Annotated in this window: 17 protein-coding genes; 10 read left to right on the forward strand and 7 right to left on the reverse strand. The window is 40.5% G+C overall.

The window, feature by feature from the left end:
• Window positions 1–13: 13 nt before the first annotated feature.
• The 4 genes from WNY98_RS10215 to WNY98_RS10230 form a co-directional block, all read right to left on the reverse strand.
• Window positions 14–2,830 (reverse strand): hypothetical protein, encoded by a 2,817-nt coding sequence (locus WNY98_RS10215; protein WP_342877833.1) that lies wholly within the window; start codon window positions 2,828–2,830, stop codon window positions 14–16.
• Between the two features lie 122 nt (window positions 2,831–2,952).
• Complete coding sequence (locus tag WNY98_RS10220) at window positions 2,953–4,500, reverse strand: PH domain-containing protein (RefSeq protein WP_076925538.1); 1,548 nt, start codon at window positions 4,498–4,500, stop codon at window positions 2,953–2,955.
• Window positions 4,493–5,026 (reverse strand): PH domain-containing protein, encoded by a 534-nt coding sequence (locus WNY98_RS10225; protein ID WP_342877834.1) that lies wholly within the window; start codon window positions 5,024–5,026, stop codon window positions 4,493–4,495. Before WNY98_RS10225 ends, WNY98_RS10220 begins: the two co-directional genes overlap by 8 nt.
• 29 nt (window positions 5,027–5,055) lie before the next feature.
• Window positions 5,056–5,904, reverse strand: a complete 849-nt coding sequence (locus WNY98_RS10230; protein WP_076925537.1) for a D-hexose-6-phosphate mutarotase — start codon at window positions 5,902–5,904, stop codon at window positions 5,056–5,058.
• Between the two features lie 427 nt (window positions 5,905–6,331).
• Between WNY98_RS10230 and WNY98_RS10235 the strand changes: the two genes are divergently transcribed.
• The 10 genes from WNY98_RS10235 (at window position 6,332) to WNY98_RS10280 (ending at window position 19,478) form a co-directional block, all read left to right on the forward strand.
• Window positions 6,332–6,814, forward strand: coding sequence for a MarR family transcriptional regulator (locus WNY98_RS10235; RefSeq protein ID WP_024598783.1), 483 nt, complete (start codon window positions 6,332–6,334; stop codon window positions 6,812–6,814).
• Window positions 6,815–6,913: 99 nt separating this feature from the next.
• On the forward strand, window positions 6,914–8,239 hold the full coding sequence (locus tag WNY98_RS10240) for a carbohydrate porin (protein WP_342876006.1): 1,326 nt from the start codon (window positions 6,914–6,916) through the stop codon (window positions 8,237–8,239).
• 128 nt (window positions 8,240–8,367) lie between these two features.
• Window positions 8,368–8,763, forward strand: a complete 396-nt coding sequence (locus WNY98_RS10245; protein WP_342877835.1) for a YbaN family protein — start codon at window positions 8,368–8,370, stop codon at window positions 8,761–8,763.
• Window positions 8,764–8,885: 122 nt separating this feature from the next.
• Complete coding sequence (locus WNY98_RS10250; RefSeq protein WP_076925535.1) at window positions 8,886–9,518, forward strand: PepSY-associated TM helix domain-containing protein; 633 nt, start codon at window positions 8,886–8,888, stop codon at window positions 9,516–9,518.
• On the forward strand, window positions 9,518–10,027 hold the full coding sequence (locus WNY98_RS10255) for a DUF2271 domain-containing protein (RefSeq protein ID WP_290193142.1): 510 nt from the start codon (window positions 9,518–9,520) through the stop codon (window positions 10,025–10,027). The genes WNY98_RS10250 and WNY98_RS10255 overlap by 1 nt, the downstream gene beginning before the upstream one ends.
• Window positions 10,028–10,061: 34 nt before the next feature.
• A complete protein-coding gene (locus WNY98_RS10260) occupies window positions 10,062–10,907 on the forward strand; it encodes a DUF4198 domain-containing protein (RefSeq protein WP_170072720.1) in 846 nt (281 codons plus the stop codon).
• A gap of 277 nt (window positions 10,908–11,184) precedes the next feature.
• Window positions 11,185–13,716 (forward strand): TonB-dependent receptor, encoded by a 2,532-nt coding sequence (locus WNY98_RS10265; RefSeq protein ID WP_342877857.1) that lies wholly within the window; start codon window positions 11,185–11,187, stop codon window positions 13,714–13,716.
• Between the two features lie 199 nt (window positions 13,717–13,915).
• A complete protein-coding gene (locus tag WNY98_RS10270; RefSeq protein WP_342877836.1) occupies window positions 13,916–14,809 on the forward strand; it encodes a hypothetical protein in 894 nt (297 codons plus the stop codon).
• A 220-nt stretch (window positions 14,810–15,029) separates the two neighbouring features.
• Window positions 15,030–17,426: a PKD domain-containing protein gene (locus WNY98_RS10275; protein WP_342877837.1), complete on the forward strand. Its 2,397-nt coding sequence runs from the start codon at window positions 15,030–15,032 to the stop codon at window positions 17,424–17,426.
• Between the two features lie 162 nt (window positions 17,427–17,588).
• Window positions 17,589–19,478, forward strand: a complete 1,890-nt coding sequence (locus WNY98_RS10280) for a monovalent cation:proton antiporter-2 (CPA2) family protein (RefSeq protein WP_335676663.1) — start codon at window positions 17,589–17,591, stop codon at window positions 19,476–19,478.
• A 126-nt stretch (window positions 19,479–19,604) separates the two neighbouring features.
• On the opposite strand, the gene WNY98_RS10285 is transcribed toward WNY98_RS10280, so the two are convergent.
• The 3 genes from WNY98_RS10285 to WNY98_RS10295 form a co-directional block, all read right to left on the reverse strand.
• Entirely contained in the window at window positions 19,605–19,883 is a 279-nt protein-coding gene (locus tag WNY98_RS10285; protein WP_259398699.1) for a hypothetical protein, read from the reverse strand.
• Window positions 19,884–20,639: 756 nt separating this feature from the next.
• The gene (locus WNY98_RS10290; RefSeq protein ID WP_342877838.1) at window positions 20,640–21,353 is read right to left on the reverse strand and encodes a hypothetical protein; all 714 of its coding nucleotides are present in this window, start codon (window positions 21,351–21,353) and stop codon (window positions 20,640–20,642) included.
• A gap of 139 nt (window positions 21,354–21,492) precedes the next feature.
• Window positions 21,493–23,283 carry an alkaline phosphatase gene (locus WNY98_RS10295; protein ID WP_342877839.1) on the reverse strand — a complete coding sequence of 597 codons (1,791 nt, stop codon included), beginning with the start codon at window positions 23,281–23,283 and terminating at the stop codon, window positions 21,493–21,495.
• Window positions 23,284–23,288 lie beyond the last annotated feature (5 nt).

Raw genomic sequence — 23,288 nt, forward strand, 5'->3', positions numbered from 1 at the left:
AGCCAATTAATATTTATAACGAATAATAAAAGCTCAGCCAAGCACGCATTTCATCTTCAAAACTGTCGCCTTCTACTCGCGACAGTCCCATATTAAATGTTAAATCATTTACGCCTGCAGGCCCCATTCCAAAACTAAAATCACCTTGGTATTTTAAGCCGTAGCTTTGTGCGTATACGGTGTCGTCGAGTTGATGTTGCTTATAATAAAGCCACGGCATGCCTTCTTTAAAGCTAAAGCCGCCACCGTAGCCTTGATAGCGCTTTGCAGTTGCACTGTAAAAAGGCAGCTCAGATGAAAGTACATATTCACTATTTTGCTGCTGATTAATAAGATTTGAGCTAAAGCCACCTAATGCAAGGCTCCTGTCATCACGTTGTTTTTGATCAAAGTTTGCATAAAGAGGAATACCAAACGCTTTACCAAAAAGTTTGGCGGCTAAATCGTAACCTTGCCAACTATTGCTCTTACTACTGCCATCGTACCAACTGGCATAAAGACTTTGCCCTATTGCAAAATCTTGACGATCATATTGCCAATTTTGAGCAATGCCTAAACGCGTCCAATTTTTATGGCTTTGCCTATAATCAGTGTAATTGTAGGCAAGCTCTGGCGTTAAACTTAACTGCCCAAATTTAACGGGGTAACTTATTGCGGCAAAACCACCACGGGCATCCATGTCTGCACTTAGACTTTGCTCATACTGGCGCGATGTATCTAAATCATAGTCAAACAGTGCAAGTTTCAGTTTTACATCAAGCGCATTATATTTTGCCTGCACATAACCACCGTGCAATGCCCCATCGTGTAAATCAGTGCTATACCCCGCCTGTAAGTCGAGCTGCTTTAATAAGTCGCTACTTTTAATGCTTAAATCTAACAAACTGGTAGAAGCTGAATAATACTGAGAGCCAATCGCGAAAGTAGCGTGCTGGTCGAGCACGTTGTAATTTGTTTGCTCTGTAGTTTCGTGCTTATATATTTTAGCTTTTGGAAGTGTATGGTCGTTTACTATTAGCAGCGGTGCTTTTTTGTTAGCTGCAAACTCAGTAACTACAGTGCTTTTTATAGCTTTTGGCAGTGTTTTTACATTTGGCCCATCTGCGGTTATCGAAAAATAGAGTAACGAGCCATCAGTCATTTCAATTGGGTGGGCAACGGCCTCTTGCCCTTGGGTTAACTTGGTGAGTGTTTTACTCTCTATGTTGTAGTTATAAATATCGGTGGCGCTATTTAAACCTGCAACAAAGTAAAGTGACTCGCCATTATGGCTAAAGCTTGGCTGACTTAAATATTGATACCCGTTTGGCATAGGTACTGATAGCTGTTGCTCGCCGTTTATGCCTTGTATATACAATTGCCAATTTTCATTTAATGACGTTGATAAATAAGCCAATTTAGTTTCATCAGGACTGAGAATTGGGTAATCGTAAGTTGTCTCAAGGCTTTTTGTAAATAATGGTGTGATGGTTTGCGTATTAAGATCAACCCTCACTAATTCAGAGTAACCATCTCTTATTTGCTCGCCATACAAGGTTTCACCGTTACTGGTTACGCTAAATCGTCGTATACCAGCAAGTTCTGTAAGCTGTGTAATATTCCCAGTGTCAGTGTTATAGCTAAATATGTCAGACACTTTGTTATAAATACCCGACTCTTCATTGCTGTACGCATTGAAATACAACGTTGTGCTATTTACCCATTGAGGATTTGCAATACCGGCTCGGTTAATTTGATTAAGCACTTGTTTTTGTTCGCGCTTAAACACACTGGGCGATGTATCTGGAATATCTTGTGCATCGTTTTCGAGTAGCTCTTTTTGCGCTTTAGTAAACTCTTCTTGCGCTTTAATGTTGTCATCCGTGCTATAAATTATAAGCTTGGTATTACTCTCTATATCTCGCTCAACAATCGCAATCTTACTACCATCTTTTGAAAGTGCTGGGTTACTTGCATATAAGTTAAGCTCAAGCCAAAGTTCACTATTAAGTAACGGCTCCCCTTGCTCTATTTGCATTGCTTTATAGGTATATTCAGCTATAAATCGGCGATATAGCTTGGCTGCACTTTGCCCAAACACACCGCTAAATGCCTCATCAAAATCACGCGTTTTTACGCCTTGCATTCGCGTCCAAACACTATCGAGTGTTTGCTCTGAATAGTTTTGCTCTAGCCAATTTAAAAAGCGACTACCCATTAAATACGCCATTGAGCCGCCCATAAAGCCCTGCTCGCCATTTAATTGCCCATAGGTTGGCAAAGCACCTTGCTGAGCAAATTCTCGCAGTATTGACTCTGAGTAGTTATCAAACAAACGCCCACGGCCCGTCATTTTAGACTCAATCAATGTGGCATAACCTTCGGCTACCCAGCGCGGTGTATCACTGTAAGTTAAGTCGTATAGATCCCATATGCCACGTACTTTTTGCTGCCAGTCATTGCGTGTAGGCTGTGCTAAATGCACTAAGTGAATATATTCATGCAGTACAAGTAACTGCTGCCAGCCAGAGCTGTTTGATATAACTGTGTCAGATTGTGGTGGCGTAGTAAAAAGTGCCATCACAGGGTTACTTGAGGTAGGTAGCGCAAAGCCATTTGCTGCATTTAGGGGATCAAACACCACTACATCAACTGTTTTATCAAGTGCTCGGTTTTGCTGCTCAAACACTTTGGTGCGAACTATTTCAAGCTCTGCTGCAGTTGATTTAGCAAAATCAGCATGCTCAACACTGTAGTGAATGTTGAAATGTTCAGTATGAATAGTTTGCCAATCGGCTGCAAAGCTTGGTGCTGCTAGTAATAAAGCTGATGCGATGAGTGTTTTTTTCATGAGCGTCCCTAAAAGAATTCCTTAATACCATCTAGGGTATTATTAAATGTCTTTCATGGGCAGTAAGAAAGTGTAATAAAGCATGTGCAAATGTGTATTTACACATGTTTTATTAGGGGAGTTTACATCCAGCTGCGGGTATCTGACTCAATCTGTTTGATTGTAAAATCAATAATAAAGTCAGCATCTTGCTGCTTTATGTAGGGCATAAATGCAAAGCCTGAAGCAAGTTGTATATACAGGCTTTTTAAGCCTGATTTTCTCATTAAGTAGGTACTTATACTGCGTGCACTTTGCGCTTTATAAAGCTCAAAAACACGGTAATGAACCCCAATCATACCTTTGCGTACAACCATGTAAAATCGGCCATTATCCTCATGCATGTAATAACCATAACGCTGATACGATAAAGTTACCAAGCCAGAAAATACCACCAAAACACCAAGGCTTATCAAAGTATTAATATCAGCAATAAAACAAAAGCCAAACACTAATGCACTGGGTAACAGTGAATAAAAGCCTAAATTTTTATACAAAAGCGCTCGCTCTGCGCGCTTAAAAGCGAGTTTTTTACTATTAAACCAAGGGTAAATCCATTGGCATACACTATCAACTTGTTCGCTATTTAATACAGGTAATACTAAGGTTTGTTTATTTTTTTTAGCCGCAGCACCGGCTGCTATTCCGCCGCTACTTGCTTGTAAACACTCAACGGTAAATCGCTTTAATAATCGCCCCATTAGATTTTGCTTAATAACAATAGATTGCACTTTATCCATGCTCATCGAAAGCTGATGGCGCTCTAACAAGCCAGCAATACGTTTAAACTTTTGACCTTTAAAATAAAGCTCAAAGTTGTAAAAACGAATAAGCGACATAGTCACCGATAGCATCACAGCAGCCAAAACTAACAAAATAATTAAGGTGATCATTGCAAAGGTAGCAGCACTGGCCAGCATACCCAGCTCTTGCTGATAAAAGCCTTCTACTTTGGTAATAATTTGCTTCTCTAAAAAATCAACAATCAGGTTTATAAAAGGGGCAAGAGCAGCGATTGCTAAAATAGCCATATTCGACATTAAACCAAATTTAGCTATTTCTTTATTGCTAATGCTTAGCTTGTTTTCGATAGTGTCTGTTTCGCTTTGTTCAGTATTTTGTATTTCTTCTTGTTGCTGCGCTTTAAAATCAAATATTTGTTTACGCATTTGCTGTGCGTAATCTTTGGTGACGCCTGGTAAAACAACTTCTTGTGACACACTGCCAGCAGCATCAAAAATACAATTAACTAAGTTTACAGGGGTAAAATAAAATGGCTCGGCAATATTAACGTTTTGCACACGGCCAAATTTCAGCGTAAGTCGCTCTTTTTTAAATACACCTTTGTTAAGCAATATTTCGTTGTCGCTACTAATACAAAACTTAAAATTTAAATAATATAAAAATGAGTAAACAAATAATAAAACTAGTGCAATACCGCCTGCCACCTGCGCCCAAAACAACTTATTTTCCACTTGAGTAACAAACACTACAAACATAGGTAGTAAGTTTAAAAGGCCATCTTTTACAAAGCGCACACTAAAGTGCACAACAAAATATAAAAGCGCCCAAGGCGATACTTTTTGCCAGTAAATAGGACTGACTTGATCTTCGATAGTTGTATTACTCATCGACTAAAGGTGCCTGAGGTGTTGTGTCGTCTTGGCGGTAGTTTTGTACAAATTGGCGCATATTTTTACAATCATCATGGGTTAATCCACTAATTTGTAAATCGGCACTTACACCGCCAGCGCTAAATAATTTAATGCTCGCAAGGCTGAGTTTTCGCTCTATTGGTCCTTGGTGTATTTCCATATGCTGTACACGTGCTAAAGGTAATACTGTCACTTGTTGCCAAATAACACCTTTTTTAAAAGCAATGTCATGATTTCGCACTGCGAAACCTCGCAACCTCACACTTATCATGTTGTACAGCATAGATACGGCCACTAAAATAGGCATACCAATTAGCAAATACGTTTGTGCATTATTAGCAAAGGCTTCATTAAAATAACAAACCGCAATCAGCGCACCAATTAGCGGTATATAAAACAGAAGCGAGCTAAGCTGTGCATGTAGTAAGGCTTTATCAGCCAATGGCTTAAAGCTAATATCACTATGCTTTGGTAAATCCATTATTTGTTGATTGTTAAACACTATTTATCCCTATTACTGCTTTTAATTAATTACCAACTAATGGTGGTTATTAAGGTGTGGCTTTGTTTTGGCTCAAGCGTTACTTTATCTGTCAATACGTTAGCAGCCTCTAAGCAGAGCATCGTTTTATACTCATCGTCAGCAAAGTTAGATAAGCGTTTTGATTTTTCTATCCATGGGTTCCACAGTACACACGAACTTGAATTTTCGCGGCTCACATTAATAACACCCTCTGGCGTATTAATAGTTTGAATTGTATTTGCTTGTGTATAAACCATGTCGGTTTCGCGCTCAAAACTTACAACATCATTTTGTACAAATGGCCCTTCACCAAACTCAATATATTGCGCGCCTTGCAAACCATCAACATGGGTATTTGTAATGTCTGATGTAGGAAAATAGGTATGCAGCGCTTGAGTAAAGCTAAACGGCGTACTCCCTAAGTTAGTGGTCGTTAAGCGAACCTGTAATTTATCGCTTAATACAAACTCAACTTTTAATGCTGACTGATGTGGCCAATACGTCGTATTAACAAGCTTCATGGGTAGCTTTAAACTAACTGTAATTTGCTCATCAGATTCGTGTACTTCATCAGCTTGCCACACGCTTGTGCGCGCAAAACCATGGGCAGGCCACCCATCATTAGCGTGTGTGCCAAACCACGGCCAACAAATAGGAATACCACCTCGAATACTTGCCCCTTCCTGATAGGTTTCGTCTTGTGATACCCATATAAGTGGCTTGTTATTTTTAGGGATATACTCGGTAATTTGCCCACCTTGCAAAAATATTTTTGCGTCGCACTTTGCACTAGCTATTTTAATAAACTCAAGACCGGTTTCGCTTTGCTCAATGCTAACTGATGGCGATAATTTCATACCTTCCCCTATAATACTGATACTAAAGATTTTTAATATTTGTACAGAAACAATAATGCATGCTTAAAGTATACGCTATTGATATTAAATATTGATTGCTGAATTTGTTCATTGCCGATTAATACATATACAGTAAACTCACAAACAATTACTTTGTACTAACAGCTGTAAATGAATAATACTAAAGTCTATACAATAAGACTTGCCAATTATTCACAACATACGTACTGTGCGCAACTTAATGCACACAAGATGCTAAGAAAATTTACTATAATTTAAACAACATAATTTTACATTAGTTACTGCTCTAACTATTAAAAACCAATAAAAGCGGCCTAATGTGCAATATATTGTTTGAATTCAATTTATTTGATGTGTAACATTTCGCGATTACGGCAAACTACCGCCCCATCGACGAGATAAGCAAATGCAAAAATATGACGAATTATTGGTTTCTTTACGTAAAGTGATCCGCGCGATTGACTTACATTCTAAGCAGCTAAATAAAACTTCGGGTTTAACAGGCCCACAATTGCTTATAATGCAAGAAGTTAGAAAAACCGATGGAATAACGGCGAGCCGTATTGCTCAAAACGTAAATTTAAGCCCAGCAACGGTCACCAATATTCTCGACAGAATAGAAAGCAGAAACTTAGTAACACGCGTACGCAGTCAAATGGATAAACGCAGAGTGAGCTTATACCTCACCGAGAAAGGAAAAGAGTTACTTGATAAAGCACCTCAGCCATTGCAAGAACACTTTATTGAAAAGTTTTCTGCGCTTGCTGAGTGGGAACAGAGCCTTTTACTCTCATCAATGCAGCGTGTAGCCGCGATGATGGATGCAGATAAATTAGATGCATCGCCCCTTCTAGAAGTTGGTGCACTTACTCAAGCTCCTAAAGAATAAACAATAAAAAAAATACATAGTTTTGTACTTACTCTAAACGTAAGGCGTTTTTTGACGTCTTGAATTTTTTATTTTTTAATCACAAGCAGAGCGGCTATTATGACTAAACTCTCAAAATTAACACTAGCACTAGTTTTAGGTGGTGTTACAAGCACTTCTTATGCGTCTGATGATCTAGACACACTACAAAGCCAACTTAAACAGCTTAAGCAACAAATGCAGTTGCTTGAGAATAAGCTAGCTGATGAAAAAACAAAACAGCAACAAATTAACAAGCAACACGAACAACAAGTTGCAAACATCAGTAAAAAATCTGATCAAAAAGTGGTTGAAGTTGCCGCAGCAGAGCCTGAGAAAAAAGATGAAGGCATTAAAGTAGGTGGAGCAATACGCTTTAACTACAGCACCAACACATACGATGAAGATACCCAAGATCGCGGTGGCGATTTTGATTTTGATATTTTCCGTATAAATGTATCTGGTGAAATTAACGACATTTCACTTAACGGTGAAGTACGTTTTTACGATTACATGACCGTTGTTAAGTATGCTTACTTAGGTTACGAGTTTGCAGATGGCTGGGAAGGACAAGCAGGTATTGCACCCGTGCCTTTTGGTAATGGCCCATACAACTCACACAGCTACTTTTTCAGTACTAACTATTACGTAGGCCTAGAAGACGATTTTGATTTAGGTGTAGTAGTAAAACGTAAACTTAAAGATAACTGGAAATTAGACCTAGGCTTTTTCAAAAATGATGAGCTAGGCGGTGTGGACGGTGGCTCTTCAGATATTAACCATCGTTACTCTTACGACATTATTGGTAGTCGTTCTGCAGAAGAAGGTACATACGATGCACCGGGCTCTCGCATAGGCGAATACAATACGTTTGCCGGGCGAGCGACGTATCAAATTGAGCACAGCAAAAATATAACTACCGATGTGGGTGTATCACTATTAAGTGGTGGCTTACATGACGGTAACGACCGTGCAGGTAACTACGGTGCATGGGCATTTCATGTTGATAGCACAATTAACAACTGGAATATCCAATTTCAACACGGTGAATACGACTACGACCTAGACGACAGCAGCGACCGCTTTGTTGTTGGTGCGTATGCGTATTACGACACTGTATCTAGCGAAGCTACTATGACTAACTTTAACGTTGCTTATAATTACTCGCTTGATTGGGGGCCTGTTACCGACATTCAATTTTACAACGATTACGGCATTATTTATGACAAGTCTGACGATAGTGCAGATACATGGATGAACGTAACGGGTATGAGTGTTGCAGCAGGTGGCTTCTTTAGTTACTTCGACTTTATTCAAGCACGTAACCAGCCGTTTATTGGCGGAACAGTTATTGGGGATGGCGATACAGAACGTCGTTTCAACATAAACATCGGTTACTACTTCTAACCTGTTAACCGCATTTATTTTTTAAAAGGGCAAACTAAGTTTGCCCTTTTTTATTGATTTTAAGCTTCGAATTAATAGCTATTTAGCCTACAATTAGAGATACCATAACACGCCTAAAAAGAGCCTAAGTGAATATAAAAGCGGTGTTTATTTGTTATAAAAACTTATGGTTTAAAGCGCTTGGCTTAATACTTGTAGCCTTGGGTATTATTGGCATTGTGTTACCGGTCATGCCTACCACTATATTTTTTATTTTAGCGCTCACCTGCTTTACTCGCTCATCACCCGCGCTTGAACAATGGCTGTTAAACCACCCTCGTTACGGTGTAACTCTAAAGCAATGGCAAGCCCATAAAGTAGTACCTGTAAAAGCCAAATGCTACGCCGCCATTGGCATGTTAATTGGATTTATATTTTTACTGTACTCAGCCGCTCCTATTTGGGTTATTTGCCTCGTTGCAGTAATAGAAGTATCTGTAATGATTTATCTTATTTTAAGACCTTCCAGCCCTCCTAAGCATTAAATGTTCATTTTTACCTGCATACACCTTTGTTTTAAAGTTTTTATGTAAAGATAAGTAAGTAAATTTGTAATAGCTAATGCAAATCATTATCATGTTGTAAATTTAATTTATTAACTGTTTTTATGTCGTTTATTAATAAGCGGGCTTTGTATAGTACAAGCCGTGCTCTACATATTTATATTTCTACAGCTTTGTTTTTTTTGCTTATTTTATTTTGCGTTAGCGGCATTGTGCTTAACCATGTTGACTGGCTTAAAAACGATAAAAATAACGGCCAAGTAACTGCAACAATTCCAGCAGAGCTAGTTACTAAAGCAAATGAACAGCTAAATACGCTACCAACGCTTTATCCAGAAATAGAAGCTTACTTAGCCGAGCAATATGCACTTACAAAAGTAAAAAGCATTGAGTGGGAAAAAGAAGACGCGCTCGTCATGCTCGACTACCCATTGCCTGCAGGATTTGCCTACGCAGAGCTCGACTTTACAACCGGCGAGTTAAACCTAGATTACCAAACAGGCGGCTTTTTAAGCCTTATTGGCGACTTACATAAAGGTCGCTACACCGGTGAAGTATGGAGCTGGGTAATCGATATATCTGCCGTACTAATGATTTTATTTGCCATCACCGGCATGATTATTTTGTTTCAAAATAGAAAAAAACGCTTAGCAGGAATATGGATAACCGTACTGGGAGTCGCAACTCCACTGGTTATTTATTTATGTTGGGTTCCACAAATAAAAGGAGTGTCTTAATGGTTAAATTTAAATTATTTATAAGCGCCGCATTACTGCTCATCGCTGCGTTTTTTCAAACATCAGCGCATGCGCAAACACCACAGCTAGAGGTTGAATTAACGCTTCCCGACTTAGAAATACAACCGTACCACCGTCCGTACGTTGCAGTTTGGCTTGAAACACCAGAGCGCAAACACGTAACTACGCTTGCACTTTGGGTGCAAAAAGCAGAATGGTTTAAAGACTTACGCCAATGGTGGCGTAAAGCCGGTAAAAGCGATGCCAACTTTGACGGCATTAGCGGCGCAACAAAGCGCGCGGGTACTTACACCATAAATTGGCAAGGTAATGATTTAGACGGTAACCCAGTAAAACCAGGTAAATACTTACTAAATATTGAAGTTGTACGCGAAGAAGGCGGCAGAGATTACACCCGCGTTGAGCTCGATTTAACTAAATCAGGCAAACTAACAATTGATGGTAAAAACGAGTTTTCTAAAAGCTTCGTCACTGTAAGCACTAAGTAGCTGCTACTTAATCATTTGAATTTAAGGAAATATAATGAAAATTAATTTATTAAAAACGGCATTAATCGGCGCATTGAGCTTATCTGCTTTAGTGTCAACTTCAGCAAGTGCACACGGACGTTGGTTACTACCTTCGCATACATCTTTATCAGGCGATAAAGCGCATTACGTAATGATTGACGCTAGTATCTCTAACGAAATTTTTGCACCAGACAAAGCCTTTAAACCTAAAGAAAAAGGCGCAGAGTACGACGATACGTTATTAATGGCACTTGCGCCTAATGGTGAGCCAGTATCTGAAACGATCCGTGCTTATTACTTAAAACGTAAAAGCTCAGCTGCGGTAAGCTTAACAGAGCAAGGCACTTACCACATTGCAATGACCCAAAAGCCAATGTACATGACCTTCTACAAAAATGAAGAAGGTAAGCGTAAGCGTGTATTTGGTAAAAAAACAGACGCTAAGTTACCTAGTAACGCTAAAGATGTAACCACAACGAAGGTTGTTTCAACAGTAGATACATTTGTAAGCCGAAATGGCACCACAAAGCCAGCACAGTTAGGTTTAGGCTTAGAGCTTAGTGGCCCAACGCATCCAAACGATTTATTTGTAGGTGAACAAGCACGTTTTCAATTACTACAAGATGGTAAATCTGCTGGTGAAGGCATTGAAGTAAGCATTTTAAAAGGCGACACACGCTACCGTAACAACCGTGGCGAAGTAAAAGTAACGACCGATAAAGAAGGTATGTTTACAATTACATGGAAAGAACCAGGCCTATACCTAATAGAAACCTCTAACAAGGTTACCGTAAATGAAGAAGGCGTAGATGCAGGACGTTATGCATTATTTACAACGCTTGAAGTTGCCCCTGAATAATTTAAATTACTAAATTTAAAAAATTGAAAGGCCAAGCATTTGCTTGGCCTTTTTACGTATTACTAACTTTTATCTAAAATTCCCTTGAATTCGCAACCATTCGACACAAGATTGCAACTACAACGATCCAAACGCCTATATCGCGCGTAGACAGTGACCTTACTTGTTAACAACTTAGAATATCTTAGATAGTTTTTATCTTTGCACTAGGGTAGTCGCTTCTATATGATGCGCTCCTTTTTAAAATCAATAGTCAGCAGCCCTCAAGGGAATCAACATCATGTTAAAGCCATTATCAGCCAAAAAAGTAGCACTTAGTCTGGCCATTTCTTCTGCACTTAGTGCACCCTATTCTTCTGTATTTGCTGCAGAACAAGATGTTCAGGCCGAAAAAAGTATTGAAGTGATTTCAGTAACAGGTACTCGCAGAAGCTTACGCAGTATTGCCGAAAGCTCAGTACCTGTAGATATTATTACCAGCGGTGATATGCAAAGCACGGGTCAGCTAGAAATAAGCCAAATACTAGCAAACCAAGTACCTAGCTTTAACTACCCAAGTGCCACTATGGGTGATGGTACTGACCATGCAAAGCCAGCTGTTTTACGTGGATTAGCACCCGATCACACATTAGTACTTATAAACGGTAAGCGCCGCCATGCCGGTGCGCTATTAAACTTAGCAGGTGTTGTTGGTCGAGGCTCTACCGCTGTTGATTTGAACATGATCCCAACCTCTGCAATTAAACGCGTTGAAGTACTACGTGATGGCGCAGCCGCACAGTACGGTTCTGATGCAATTGCTGGGGTAATTAACATTGTACTTAAAGATGCCTCAGAAGGCGGCAGCGTAAGCGTAACGTACGGTAAATATGATACTCAAATGGCTGGCGTACCTCAGCTAGAAAGCACCTACGCAGATGCAAACGGCGACTTAGCGTTTAATACCGGTGGCGACAGAGAAGTAAACGACGGTGCAACACGCACTGTTAGTGCAAACTCTGGTTTTGCGTTATCTGATAACGGCTTTGTAAACGTATCAATTGAATACCGTGATAACGACTCAACGCAGCGCTCAGGCTTTGACCCACGCGAACAATACAGCCGTCTTGATGATGGCAGCCTAGACCCACGCGAATTTACTATCGATCGTTACAATCACCGTTTTGGTAAAGCAGACCTTGAAGATTACGCGTTATTTTACAACATGGGTTACGATTTAGATAACGGCTTAAACCTTTATTCATTTGGTAGCTACTCAAAGCGTGAAGGTAATTCAGGTGGTTTTTACCGCCGCGCAAAAGATGACCGTAACGTGTTAGAAGTTTATCCAGATGGCTTTTTGCCGCAAATTGAAACAGACGTACAAGACTACTCATTTGCACTGGGCTTACAAGGCGAAACTAACGACTGGACATGGGATGTAAGTACCAACTACGGCCGCAACGACTTTGGTTTCGGTGTTGTAAATAGTATTAACACATCACTAGGTGCCGACAGCCCAACCGAATTTGACAACGGTGCATTGGTTTACGATCAGTTTTTAGTAAACGCAACAGCCAATACCACACTCGATTTAGGCTTACCTGATGACGTATTTTTTACCGTAGGTACTGAATACCGCCACGAAAGCTACAAAATAGAAGAAGGCGAAGAAGCGTCTTACATCACTGCCCTTGATAGCGATGGTAACCCAATTGCAGCCGGTGGCGCGCAAGTACTTGCTGGCTTTGGACCAGAAAGTGCGACTGACGAAAGCCGTCATAACATCGCTTTATTTGTTGAGTTTGATACCTACTTAACAGAAAAATGGAACGTAGTTTTAGCGGGTCGTTATGAAGATTACAGCGACTTTGGTGACACGTTTACCTCTAAACTTGCCTCGCGTTACAGCATTACTGAAAACCTATCACTGCGCGGAGCAATTAGCACAGGTTTCCGTGCACCATCTTTAGCACAAAGCTCGTACCGCCAAATATCAACAGTACTTGAAAACAACCAACCATTTGAAGTGGGTTTATTCCCAACCGATTCAGCCGCAGCGCAAGCACTTGGTGCTCAGCCGTTAGATGCTGAAGAGTCAGTAAACGTTACAGCGGGCTTTATGTACACGCAAGGCAGCTTTAGCTTAACGGTTGATGCATACCGTATTGATATTGATGACCGTATTGTATTGTCTGAAAACTTAGAGGGCGATGCCGTAGTAGAAATACTACAAAATGCAGGTGAGCTAAATACCGAAAGCGTACGTTACTTTACCAACGCTATCGATTCACGCACGCAAGGTGTAGATATAGTTGCCACTTATAACCTAGATTTAGACAACTTAGGTGATTTACGTTTAAACGTAGCAGCTAACTTTAACGACACCGAAGTAACGCACGTAAACGACAACCCAAGCGAGCTAAACTCACTAGGTGACGACTACGTAGTGTTTGCACGTCGTGAAGTAGGTCGCTTTGAAGAAGGCACGCCAGATAGCAAATGGAACCTATCAGCAGTGTGGAACTTTAACGAATGGCAAACTACCCTGCGTGCCACACGTTATGGTGAAGTCGCTGATATTTCAACTACAAGCGATCGCGATGAATACCTAGACCCTAAGTGGATCACCGACCTAGAAGTGGCATACCGTCCAGACGAATATTGGAAGTTTGCTATTGGTGCAAACAACTTATTCGATCAGTACCCACAAGCAACCGTGGATAACATTGGTTACTCTGACTTTGGCCAAATATTCCCGTACACGCCATATGCACCGTACGGATTAGACGGGCGTTTCCTATACGGTAACATTACTTACAGCTTTTAATAAATAACCTAAAAGCAAACACTTAAAAAGGATGCCATGTGCATCCTTCTTGCTAACTTTTAGTGTTTTTAACCAATCATTAGTAAACCAGCTTTTTAAACACACCCATCAAATCAATAAAATCAACAACTTACATTTCGGCCTCATTTTTGCTCTATATTGTTTATATAAATACAAACAAAAATACAAAGGACTAAACATGAGCTCATCAACTGTATCTAGCATTACAAAACCACTTTCGCTTATTGGCGGCATTTTATTATTAAGTGGCTGTGTATTTCATATATCGCCAAGCGTTGCCTCAGTAAAGCAAACTCAACAGCTATCACTGCCAAGCAATAATCTTGAATATTTAAACGTATTAAGCGGTGCAGGTAGCCTTGAAATAAAAGGCTCAAAAACAGCCACCAGCATTAGTGTTAACGCCACCATTTACACAGCCGATATTGAAGACGAATACGAACTAACGCTCGAGCAAAGCGGTAAACAGGCAAAGCTTGTTGCCCAAAATAAAAGCCGTAATGGTATTAGCTTTTACAATGGTCAATCTCCACATATTGATTTAGTTGTTACTGTGCCAAGTAATCTAAATTTAGATATTGATGATGGCTCTGGCGACATTTTAATAAATGCTATGCAAAGCAATATTGATGTAAAAGACGGCTCAGGAGATTTAACGATAAGCGGTGCTAAAAACCTAACTGTTGACGATGGCTCAGGTGAAGTAAACCTTGAAAACATAGCGGGTAATTTAGAATTAACCGACGGCTCTGGCAGTATTCATATTAACAACGTAAGCGGCAATGCAACTATTGACGATGGTTCGGGTGAAATGCACGTGAGCAACATAAGCGGTTCGCTAAACGTTGAAGATGGATCGGGTGATATAGTAATAAGCCATATAAGCGGTGCAGTTAATGTTGATGATAACTCTGGCGACCTGCTTATTGAGCATATTGGCTCAAGCGTAACAATTGAAGACGGTTCGGGTAATATTCGCGTTAACCATGCAAAGGGGCTGACTATTACTGAGTCGGGCTCGGGCGATGTAAGTATCGATAATATTAGCGGTTCAGTAAAAGTAGCTGACTAACTCTATTTAACCGTTATTCAACTACCCTTTAATATACTTTATGCCCTATCAATCAGGGCATAAAACACTCCTCTCAAAGTATAAATGATTCAAAAGTAGCACTGTTTCGCATTAACTATTTCCCAAAACAATACAAAAGTACTTATTTGATTTATTTTTTTGCTTAATAGCTAATTTGGGTACATATTAATATTCAACTTTTTAAAAGGATATTGATATTATGAAATGGAAGTTATTAATTTTAATTACTGCTTTATTCACCCTCGTAGCATGTGGCTCTGGAGGATCAGACTCTAAAACAGTAGCTAAACCGGTCAGCACTAACACAAAACCTATTGCGGTTATTACCACCGAACAATCGGGGTTTAAAGTAAATACCACCCACGTTTTTAGCGCTGCACAAAGTAGCGACCCCGATGGCGATGCACTCACCTATCAATGGCAATTAACCAGCAAAAACGAACAAGTAGAAATACCGATTACGGTTAATAACGAAAGTACCGTTGAGTTTTCAGTATCTGAAGCACAAGAGTACCAATTAGTATTAACCGTGAGTGACGGTAAGCTTTCAAGCACACCGGCACAAAAACAATTCACCGTTACTGAAAATACCCAATTAATTGCTAACGCAGGTAGCACACAAACCGTTAAGCAAGGTGATGTTGTGCTTTTAAACGCCGCGCAAAGTAGCACAACCAGCGGCGCCATTAATCAATACAAATGGCAATTTATTACCAAGCCCGTAGCAAGTAATGCAACGCTTGAAAATGCGACTCAAGTTAAAAGCCAGTTTGTTGCCGACGAAATAGGCGAGTTTAAAGTTGAGCTTACCGTTACTGATTCACAAGGTGATACAGCAAGCACTGTCGTACTCATAAAAAGTGAATCGCTTAATTCTAACTCATCGCCACAAGCGGTTATTAACGTAGAAAATAAAACAATTGCCCCAAATGAAGTTGTTACGCTTTATGGTAACCAAAGTACTGATCCCGATAAAAACGATACGCTTAGTTATGCCTGGGCAATTACAGCAAAACCCCAGGGCAGCACGCCGGCTCTTTCAAACATGCAAAATCATACCGCTGGATTTTCAGCGTCAACAGCTGGAGATTACACGCTTTCACTCACTGTTACCGACCAACAAAACGAAAGCGATACCGCATCAGTTACTTTAACTGTTACCACAAGTAATAAAGCCCCCGTTGCAACACTTGAATCCGAGCGTGATATTACGTTAAACGAATCTACCACTTTGCAGTGCCAACAATGTAGCGACCCTGACGGAGATACACTGAGCTATAACTGGCAGTTACAAGCTAAGCCTGTAAATAGTGCATCACAACTGACTAACAGCACATCAGCAACACCCTCTATTGTTGCCGATAAAGAAGGCGACTACGTTGTAGTACTTACAGTGTCTGATGGCCAATTAAGCTCAAACCAAGCAACCTCAGCACTGCATGCCAGTAGTAATAAAAAGCCTGTTACTCTGGTAACTTATGAAACCTCTATAACGGTTGATGAACAAGTTTTACTTGATGCTTCCAATAGTTACGATCCAGAAGGCCAACCACTAAGCTACCAATGGGAAATCATTTCGTCGCAAGGCCAAGCAATGCTTAGCAGTAATACAATATCAAAACCAACGTTTAGCGCATCAGTAGAGGGGCAAGTTGTTATTTCGTTACGCACTAACGATGGCGTGCAGTACTCCGACACAAAAACCCTAACAATTGATGTAATACAAAACGCATTGCCAGTAATTAGCTTCACAGGGGAGCAATCACGCTACGATGTAGTGGGCAATGCAGTTAAATTTGATGTAAGCCAAAGTTACGACCCTGAGGGAACCACTCTCGATTACGCTTGGACACTATCAGCGCCTTCAGGCTCGAGCACCAGCTTAAGCAATACAAACCAAAGTATTACCGAATTTATCGCCGATATGACGGGCAATTACACGTTAACCGTTGTCGCAACTGATGCTGATGGATTTTCAAAAAGTGTGCAATTTTCAATTACAGTAACCAACTCTGCACAACTTACCGGTCGCATTAAAGGGCTACTCACTAATGTGCAAAAAGCGGCTATAAGTAATGCACAGCTAACAATTAATGGACTGCAGTACACTACCAACACAAACGGCTTTTTTGATGAAGAGGTTAATTTAGCACAAGGTGAAAAAATAACGATAACCACCGCAGACGAAAGACTCGCAACAGGGGTATATAACTCTGTAGCAATTACGCAAAGCAACTTTACTGTGGATATAGGCCAAAATAGCATGCCCGTTTTACAAGCTGTTGAGGTTTCGGTATTTGTGTGTGCTGAGTTTTCAGGCCCCGACACCGTTAACTTACGCTTTAACTTGGTAGATACACTTTTAGCGTCAGATAGCTTTCAATTTAGCTTTGATCAAACCAAACCACTTACTTTGCAAAAAAGCGGAAGTACTTACCTAGATAGCGAATTGGATATCGACCTACCTGCATCAGCAGAGTTTGAAGTAACAGCAATTGAAACAAGCGTTGAAAATACAATCAGCTCAAACATTACTATTTACCATTCTGATTCAGGCCAACCAAGCTCAGCAATTATAAGTATTTGTAATATTTAGCCCCCAACAAGCCCTTCAACACAAAGTGCTATTTTTAGCCCAGTAGTTATAACCATTAGTGTTATAACTACTGATAAATAAGCAACTTTGAGCCATATAATCCATTGTATTTTATAAGCAGCTAAGCCATTCTAAAAGCCTTGATGTTATTAGGATAAACGCGTGTTAGAAATTGCTTTAATTTACTTAGCAGCAGCCATTGTAGCTGTCCCTATTGCAAAACGAGTCGGACTGGGCTCAGTGTTAGGTTATTTAATTGCCGGCATACTCATTGGCCCTTATGCGCTGGGTGTTGTGGGCGATCAAACTGATGTAATGCACTTCGCTGAATTTGGCGTAGTAATGATGCTGTTTTTAGTTGGTCTTGAACTACAACCTTCGCGTTTATGGACATTACGCCACTCTATTTTAGGGCTTGGCGGCTTGCAAGTTGTGTTAACGGCAGCGGCAATTTTTGCATTTTGTTATTGGTTTTTTGCCATGCATTGGCAAACCGCACTCGCCATTGGTTTAATGCTCGCGCTCTCCTCTACGGCTATTGTGCTGCAAAGCCTTGAAGAAAAAGGCTGGCTAAAGCAAGAAGCCGGACAAAACGCGTTTTCGGTATTGCTGTTTCAAGACATCGCAATTATTCCTATTTTAGCCCTATTGCCACTGCTTGCATTTGCCCCGCAAACTAACACAAAAGAAATCAGCGATTCAATTATTGCAAGCTGGCCTGTATGGCAACAAGTATGTGTATCGGTTGCGGTTATTGCCGCTATTATTGCCGGCGGTAAATATGTATCGGCCCCGTTATTTAGATACATTGCCCAAACACACATGCGTGAAATATTTACTATTTTTGCACTGTTTTTAGTGGTCGCTATTGCACTGGTTATGCAAAGTATTGGTTTATCGCCTGCTTTGGGCACATTTTTAGCGGGCGTTGTACTTGCCGAGAGTGAATTTAGACACGAATTAGAAGCCGATATAGAGCCCTTTAAAGGCTTACTGTTAGGATTGTTTTTTATAACTGTTGGCGCATCAATTAACTTTGAACTGCTATTTAACGAGTTTAGTACCGTTATTGGCTTAGTGGTTTTACTTATTGTAGTTAAAGCCTGCATTTTATTTGCCCTTGCCGTTACCTTTAAAATTAACAGCAAACAGCAGTTATTATTTGCCTTAGCGCTTGCCCAAGGAGGTGAGTTTGCCTTTGTACTTTTAAGCGTAACCACCACCTTAAGTATTTTAACGCCCGAGCAAACCAGCCTTGTTACCTTAGTTGTGGCGGTATCAATGCTAATAGCGCCGTTATTACTTATGGTTTATGAGCAAATACAAAAACGCAGCAGCAGTGCTCTGCCTGAGTTTGATAAGCCAGAGCAAATTAGCACCGCTAAGCACGTAATTATTGCGGGCTACGGACGTTTTGGCCAAATTATGGGGCGTTTACTGCACGCGCAAGGCTACGAAATAACCGTACTTGATCACAGCCCTAGCCAAATAGAATTACTACGCCGTTTTGGCAATACCGTATTTTATGGCGATGCCGCACGCCAAGAACTCCTTGAAGCCGCAGGCGCGCACACTGCGCAAATGCTGGTAATTGCAATTGATAACCCCGATAAAACCATTGAGATAATTAAGCTCGCGCATAAAAACTACCCGCAGCTTAAAATAGTTGCTCGCGCAATCGACCGCCGCCATGCGTATCAGTTACTTAATTTAAAAGTAGATGCGTTTAACCGCGAAACCGTCGACTCAGCTATTAACCTTGCCGTAGAAGCACTCGAGCTATTAGGTAACACTAAGCAAGATGCAGAACGTGCTGGTAAACTATTTAGAGACCACGACCGCGCTGCAGTACTGCAACTTGCTGCATTATGGGGAGACGACGCCAGCTACGGCGTAGCCGTGCGCCAACGCATGGAAGATTTAAAACAAGTTCTGCAACAAGATAAACAAGCACAAAGCGATTTAAATACCTGCGACAGCGGCGATTGCGAAGACGGCCTAACAGAGCTAGCTGATAGACCCAAAAAGCCTGATGATGCTCATTTGGAGTAGTGTTAAGGCTTTTATATTTGTGCTGTTGGCAATAGCTGGCAGCACATAAACTTGAGATATGATTGCTAAACGCTCTATTAAGCCTGTAGCTGGCACTGCAACGAACATTCAATCCCTAAATAATTTTTAATAATATTTTTGTTTTTTTGAATCATTTTTCCAACGACGATAACCTTTTAAGAAGCTTTCAAAATCAGTATTTTCACCGAATGTGTTATTATTTTTTTCTGAGCATTCTAGTAAGTATTGTTCCGCAACGGCCTGCAATGATTCCTTTTTATCTATAACCCATTTTAATTCAAAATCCATATACTTAGTAATCTTAGACACGTTCATACAATGATCGAACTGCTTATCTTTTCCGAAGAAATCTTCAGATAAATTAGTTTTCCCTCCGCTAATCATATGAGCTCTAAAACAACTTGCGATAACAATTAATAACTCAGGAGGTGGATAAAGCCCAGATTCTATGAAGTATAAAAAGCTATTTAATAGATTACTTTCTACTTGTTCACACTCAATTACATTATGTAATGAGTTTTCTCTAGCATATTCCAGCTATGTTCAAGCTTTGCGTAGTATGGAAACTCATTATGTTTATAAGAAGCTTTTAAAATTTCTCTCACTTCCACTACATCTTCAAGGTGTATTTTTATAAGCGCCTGCAAAAAACACTTTCCCTTGAACTAACTCAGTCAACTCATCAATATCCATTTCTTCACCCTAATTTAAACACTAATAAAACAAGACAAATACAAACAGTAACCGTTGAAACATTCTCAACTCTCACTACGCTTAGTAGTTTCATAATCAACTTTTCCATAACTAATTAGCCTCTTTATATAGGATTAGTTTTCATTATATCGTCCTTTTAAAGAAGCAAAGAGCCATTAACTTAAGCTAATATCATTAATGAATGAGACTCTAGCTTTATTTTTATTACAAAGAGGCTGTAAATCTTGGTCGCGTACCGATATTAAGTAACGTCTGTTTTATCAAAAAAGAACCTCCGTCGATATGTTAACTTTGAAAATACGAAAAAAGGTATTTGATTAGGTTATATCTGTGGCAGGAATTTAGGGAAGCTCTTTCAGTGCTACTTGTAGCTCATAGCCAGTCATTCTTTCAGCTATGAGCTACTACATTTAAAAACGCTAAAACCTAGTGGTGATGCCCGCCTTGAATAGCCTCGCCCTGCTGGTTATAAAAGCCAGTTGCGCCGTGCTCTATAAAACCAAGGTTTATCATTTTAGCTAAAAATGGGTCACCTTCGTTATCGCCAATGTCGGCGTAATCGGTGGTTTGAAAGCGATCCCACTGTGCAAATTGAGCGGTAATTAGTGGCTCATCAGTGCTTACATTGTTCAGGCTAAGTAAGGTAGTTGTTTGGCTTTTTTTGTTACTAATACTAAATGTTTTAACTAATTTTGAATGCGTAAAAAAGGCGAGGTTAAAGTCGTTGCCATTTTCGCTCAGTGTATAGTTTTTTACTTCATCACAGCCGCTGCCTTGTGTGCTTACTAGGATCATTTTTTCGATTAGGTGGTTATCCACCAGCTGGTTTTTAGCACTCCAGTTTTGTACGCCGCGTACCTCAGATGGTTGGTATTCAATACCGCGTTGCTGGGCATTAAAGTAACGTATTGGTCGTATTTGATTATTAGCTAAGTGCTGCCAAAGCTCGGTGATTACTTCACTTTGATGCGCTACTTGCTGATTGTTTCGCCAAAGGGTAAGTGACTCGCTACTTTGCTGCGCTTTATGGCTGTTGGTAATTTTATAATCCGCTTTTAAATGCTTGGCATCAATATCACATTGCGAGGCAAAGCTACTTGTACTTACAAGCGTGGCAATTATTAATAACGCTTTTTTCATTTAGCTATCTCTTATTTATATTTCAAGTTTATGGCAATAACATAACGATTATAAATGTCAGTTTAATGACAAAAACCCCGCACAGTATGCGGGGTTTTTTATTTAGATATATTTAACTAAATTTATAACTAGCCGGTATTTATTGCGCTAGTTTTTCGTCTGCTGTTTTTACAAAGTCAGCTGCAAAGTCCATTACATGGAATAAAAAGCTTTGCTCGTTTGTGCCTGTTACCAAGTGTGCACCTGGGCCCATTGCATAAACGCCAACATCTTCACCGGCATGTGTTTCTGAGCCCATTGGTACCAGTGCTTCTTGATGAAAACCAGGTGTTGTTGTATCGACATCTGTTAAATCAACACGCCCTGTAACCGGTGCAAAGGCATAACCTGCATCGGCATCAGTCTCGCTACCTAGGTTTCTAAAGCCACCACCATTGGTGTAACCAACCGTTGTATAAGGCATATCGTCGGCGGCTAAGCTTGGCTCAGTTTCGCCCACGGCAACCACTTTACCTAAAATTGGGTTACCGCGTTTAGGGTAACCGGCAATGGTAAATACATGGCTGTGATCGGCTGTTACAACAATGAGTGTTTCTTCTGGGTTGGTGTTTTCCATCGCCACTTTAACGGCTTTAGCAAGCTCAATAGTGTCGTTTAACGCGTTATAAGCGTTACCCGCATGATGCGCGTGGTCAATTCGACCCGACTCAACCGTTAAGAAAAAACCTTGCTCGTTGTTATCAAGCACGTTTATTGCTTTTTCGGTCATTTGTGAAAGCGAAGGTTCGCCTGCAACATCGTTTGCACGGTCAGCTTCGTATTGCATGTGGGACTCGTTAAATAAGCCAAACACTTTAGTGGCATCGTCACTTATTGCATCAAAACCGGTTTGATCCATTACGTACGTGCCGTTTGGATATTGCGTTTTCCACTCTGCAGTTAAGTCGCGGTTATCGGTTCTATCCCCTTCAACAGCACTTACTGCATCGGCTGAATTAAACGTGGCATCTTTTGGTAAAAAGTGACGACGACCGCCGCCCATTACTACGTCAATACCGTCTACATCAACACCACTAAAGCGTGCTTCTAGGTTGGCTTCAAAGTTAACCAGTTGCGATGCAATATCTTCACACGTAGCGGCACTTTCTGGCATATCGGAGATATCTTCCCAGTTACGCTCTGCCGATTTAGCATACGTTGCAGCTGGGGTTGCGTGAGTAATACGCGCTGTAGAAATAATCCCTGTTGCTTTACCTGCAATTTCAGCAAGCTCTAACGAGGTAACAAGTTCGTGCCCTTTGCCTGATGCACAATTACCACGTTCAACCGCTTCATCTATACCTAAAACGCCCGCGTCGGTTTTAACACCCGATGCCATTGCGGTCATAGTGCCTGCCGAATCTGGCGTTTGCGCATCTACGTTGTATGTTTTTACAAAGCCCGAAAAAGGCATAGTTTCAAAGCTTAACTGGTGCTCTTCACCCATTTCGCCCTCTAACTGACCCGCTAAAATACGTGCTGCGGTTATGGTAGAAATACCCATACCATCGCCCACAAATAAAATAACGTTTTTAGCTTTGCCTGATTCAGTAACAATGTTGCTACTGGCTGTTTGTGCAGCACCTAATTTTGTTTGTGCTTCACTAAACCATGCATTACTAGTAAGCGAGGCTAATTGCTCGTTTGTGAGCGACGTTGCAGGTGCATTACACACTAAATTAGTTGAGTTAACTTCGTCGCTGTCTAGCACGTCGTTATTATTGGTATCTGCGCCTACTTGAGTCTCTACACCGCCATTAATGCACTGCTCAGAGCCCACTGCAATAGCGTTATCTACTGCGATAATATTATTTTCATTTTTGTTATCGTCACTCGAGCAACCTGCTAGCGCGACCATTACTGCTAAAGAAAGTACTGTTAATTTGTTCATGTTAG

This window comes from Pseudoalteromonas sp. AS71, assembly GCF_038900275.1.
In the GTDB taxonomy this organism is placed as follows: domain Bacteria; phylum Pseudomonadota; class Gammaproteobacteria; order Enterobacterales; family Alteromonadaceae; genus Pseudoalteromonas.

Coding starts and splice junctions, on each gene's coding strand:
- WNY98_RS10215 (WP_342877833.1), bottom strand. CDS start 2,830: ATGAAAAAAACACTCATCGCATCAGCTTTATTACTAGCAGCACCAAGC.
- WNY98_RS10220 (WP_076925538.1), bottom strand. CDS start 4,500: ATGAGTAATACAACTATCGAAGATCAAGTCAGTCCTATTTACTGGCAA.
- WNY98_RS10230 (WP_076925537.1), bottom strand. CDS start 5,904: ATGAAATTATCGCCATCAGTTAGCATTGAGCAAAGCGAAACCGGTCTT.
- WNY98_RS10235 (WP_024598783.1), top strand. CDS start 6,332: ATGCAAAAATATGACGAATTATTGGTTTCTTTACGTAAAGTGATCCGC.
- WNY98_RS10240 (WP_342876006.1), top strand. CDS start 6,914: ATGACTAAACTCTCAAAATTAACACTAGCACTAGTTTTAGGTGGTGTT.
- WNY98_RS10250 (WP_076925535.1), top strand. CDS start 8,886: ATGTCGTTTATTAATAAGCGGGCTTTGTATAGTACAAGCCGTGCTCTA.
- WNY98_RS10255 (WP_290193142.1), top strand. CDS start 9,518: ATGGTTAAATTTAAATTATTTATAAGCGCCGCATTACTGCTCATCGCT.
- WNY98_RS10260 (WP_170072720.1), top strand. CDS start 10,062: ATGAAAATTAATTTATTAAAAACGGCATTAATCGGCGCATTGAGCTTA.
- WNY98_RS10270 (WP_342877836.1), top strand. CDS start 13,916: ATGAGCTCATCAACTGTATCTAGCATTACAAAACCACTTTCGCTTATT.
- WNY98_RS10275 (WP_342877837.1), top strand. CDS start 15,030: ATGAAATGGAAGTTATTAATTTTAATTACTGCTTTATTCACCCTCGTA.
- WNY98_RS10285 (WP_259398699.1), bottom strand. CDS start 19,883: ATGATTAGCGGAGGGAAAACTAATTTATCTGAAGATTTCTTCGGAAAA.
- WNY98_RS10290 (WP_342877838.1), bottom strand. CDS start 21,353: ATGAAAAAAGCGTTATTAATAATTGCCACGCTTGTAAGTACAAGTAGC.
- WNY98_RS10295 (WP_342877839.1), bottom strand. CDS start 23,283: ATGAACAAATTAACAGTACTTTCTTTAGCAGTAATGGTCGCGCTAGCA.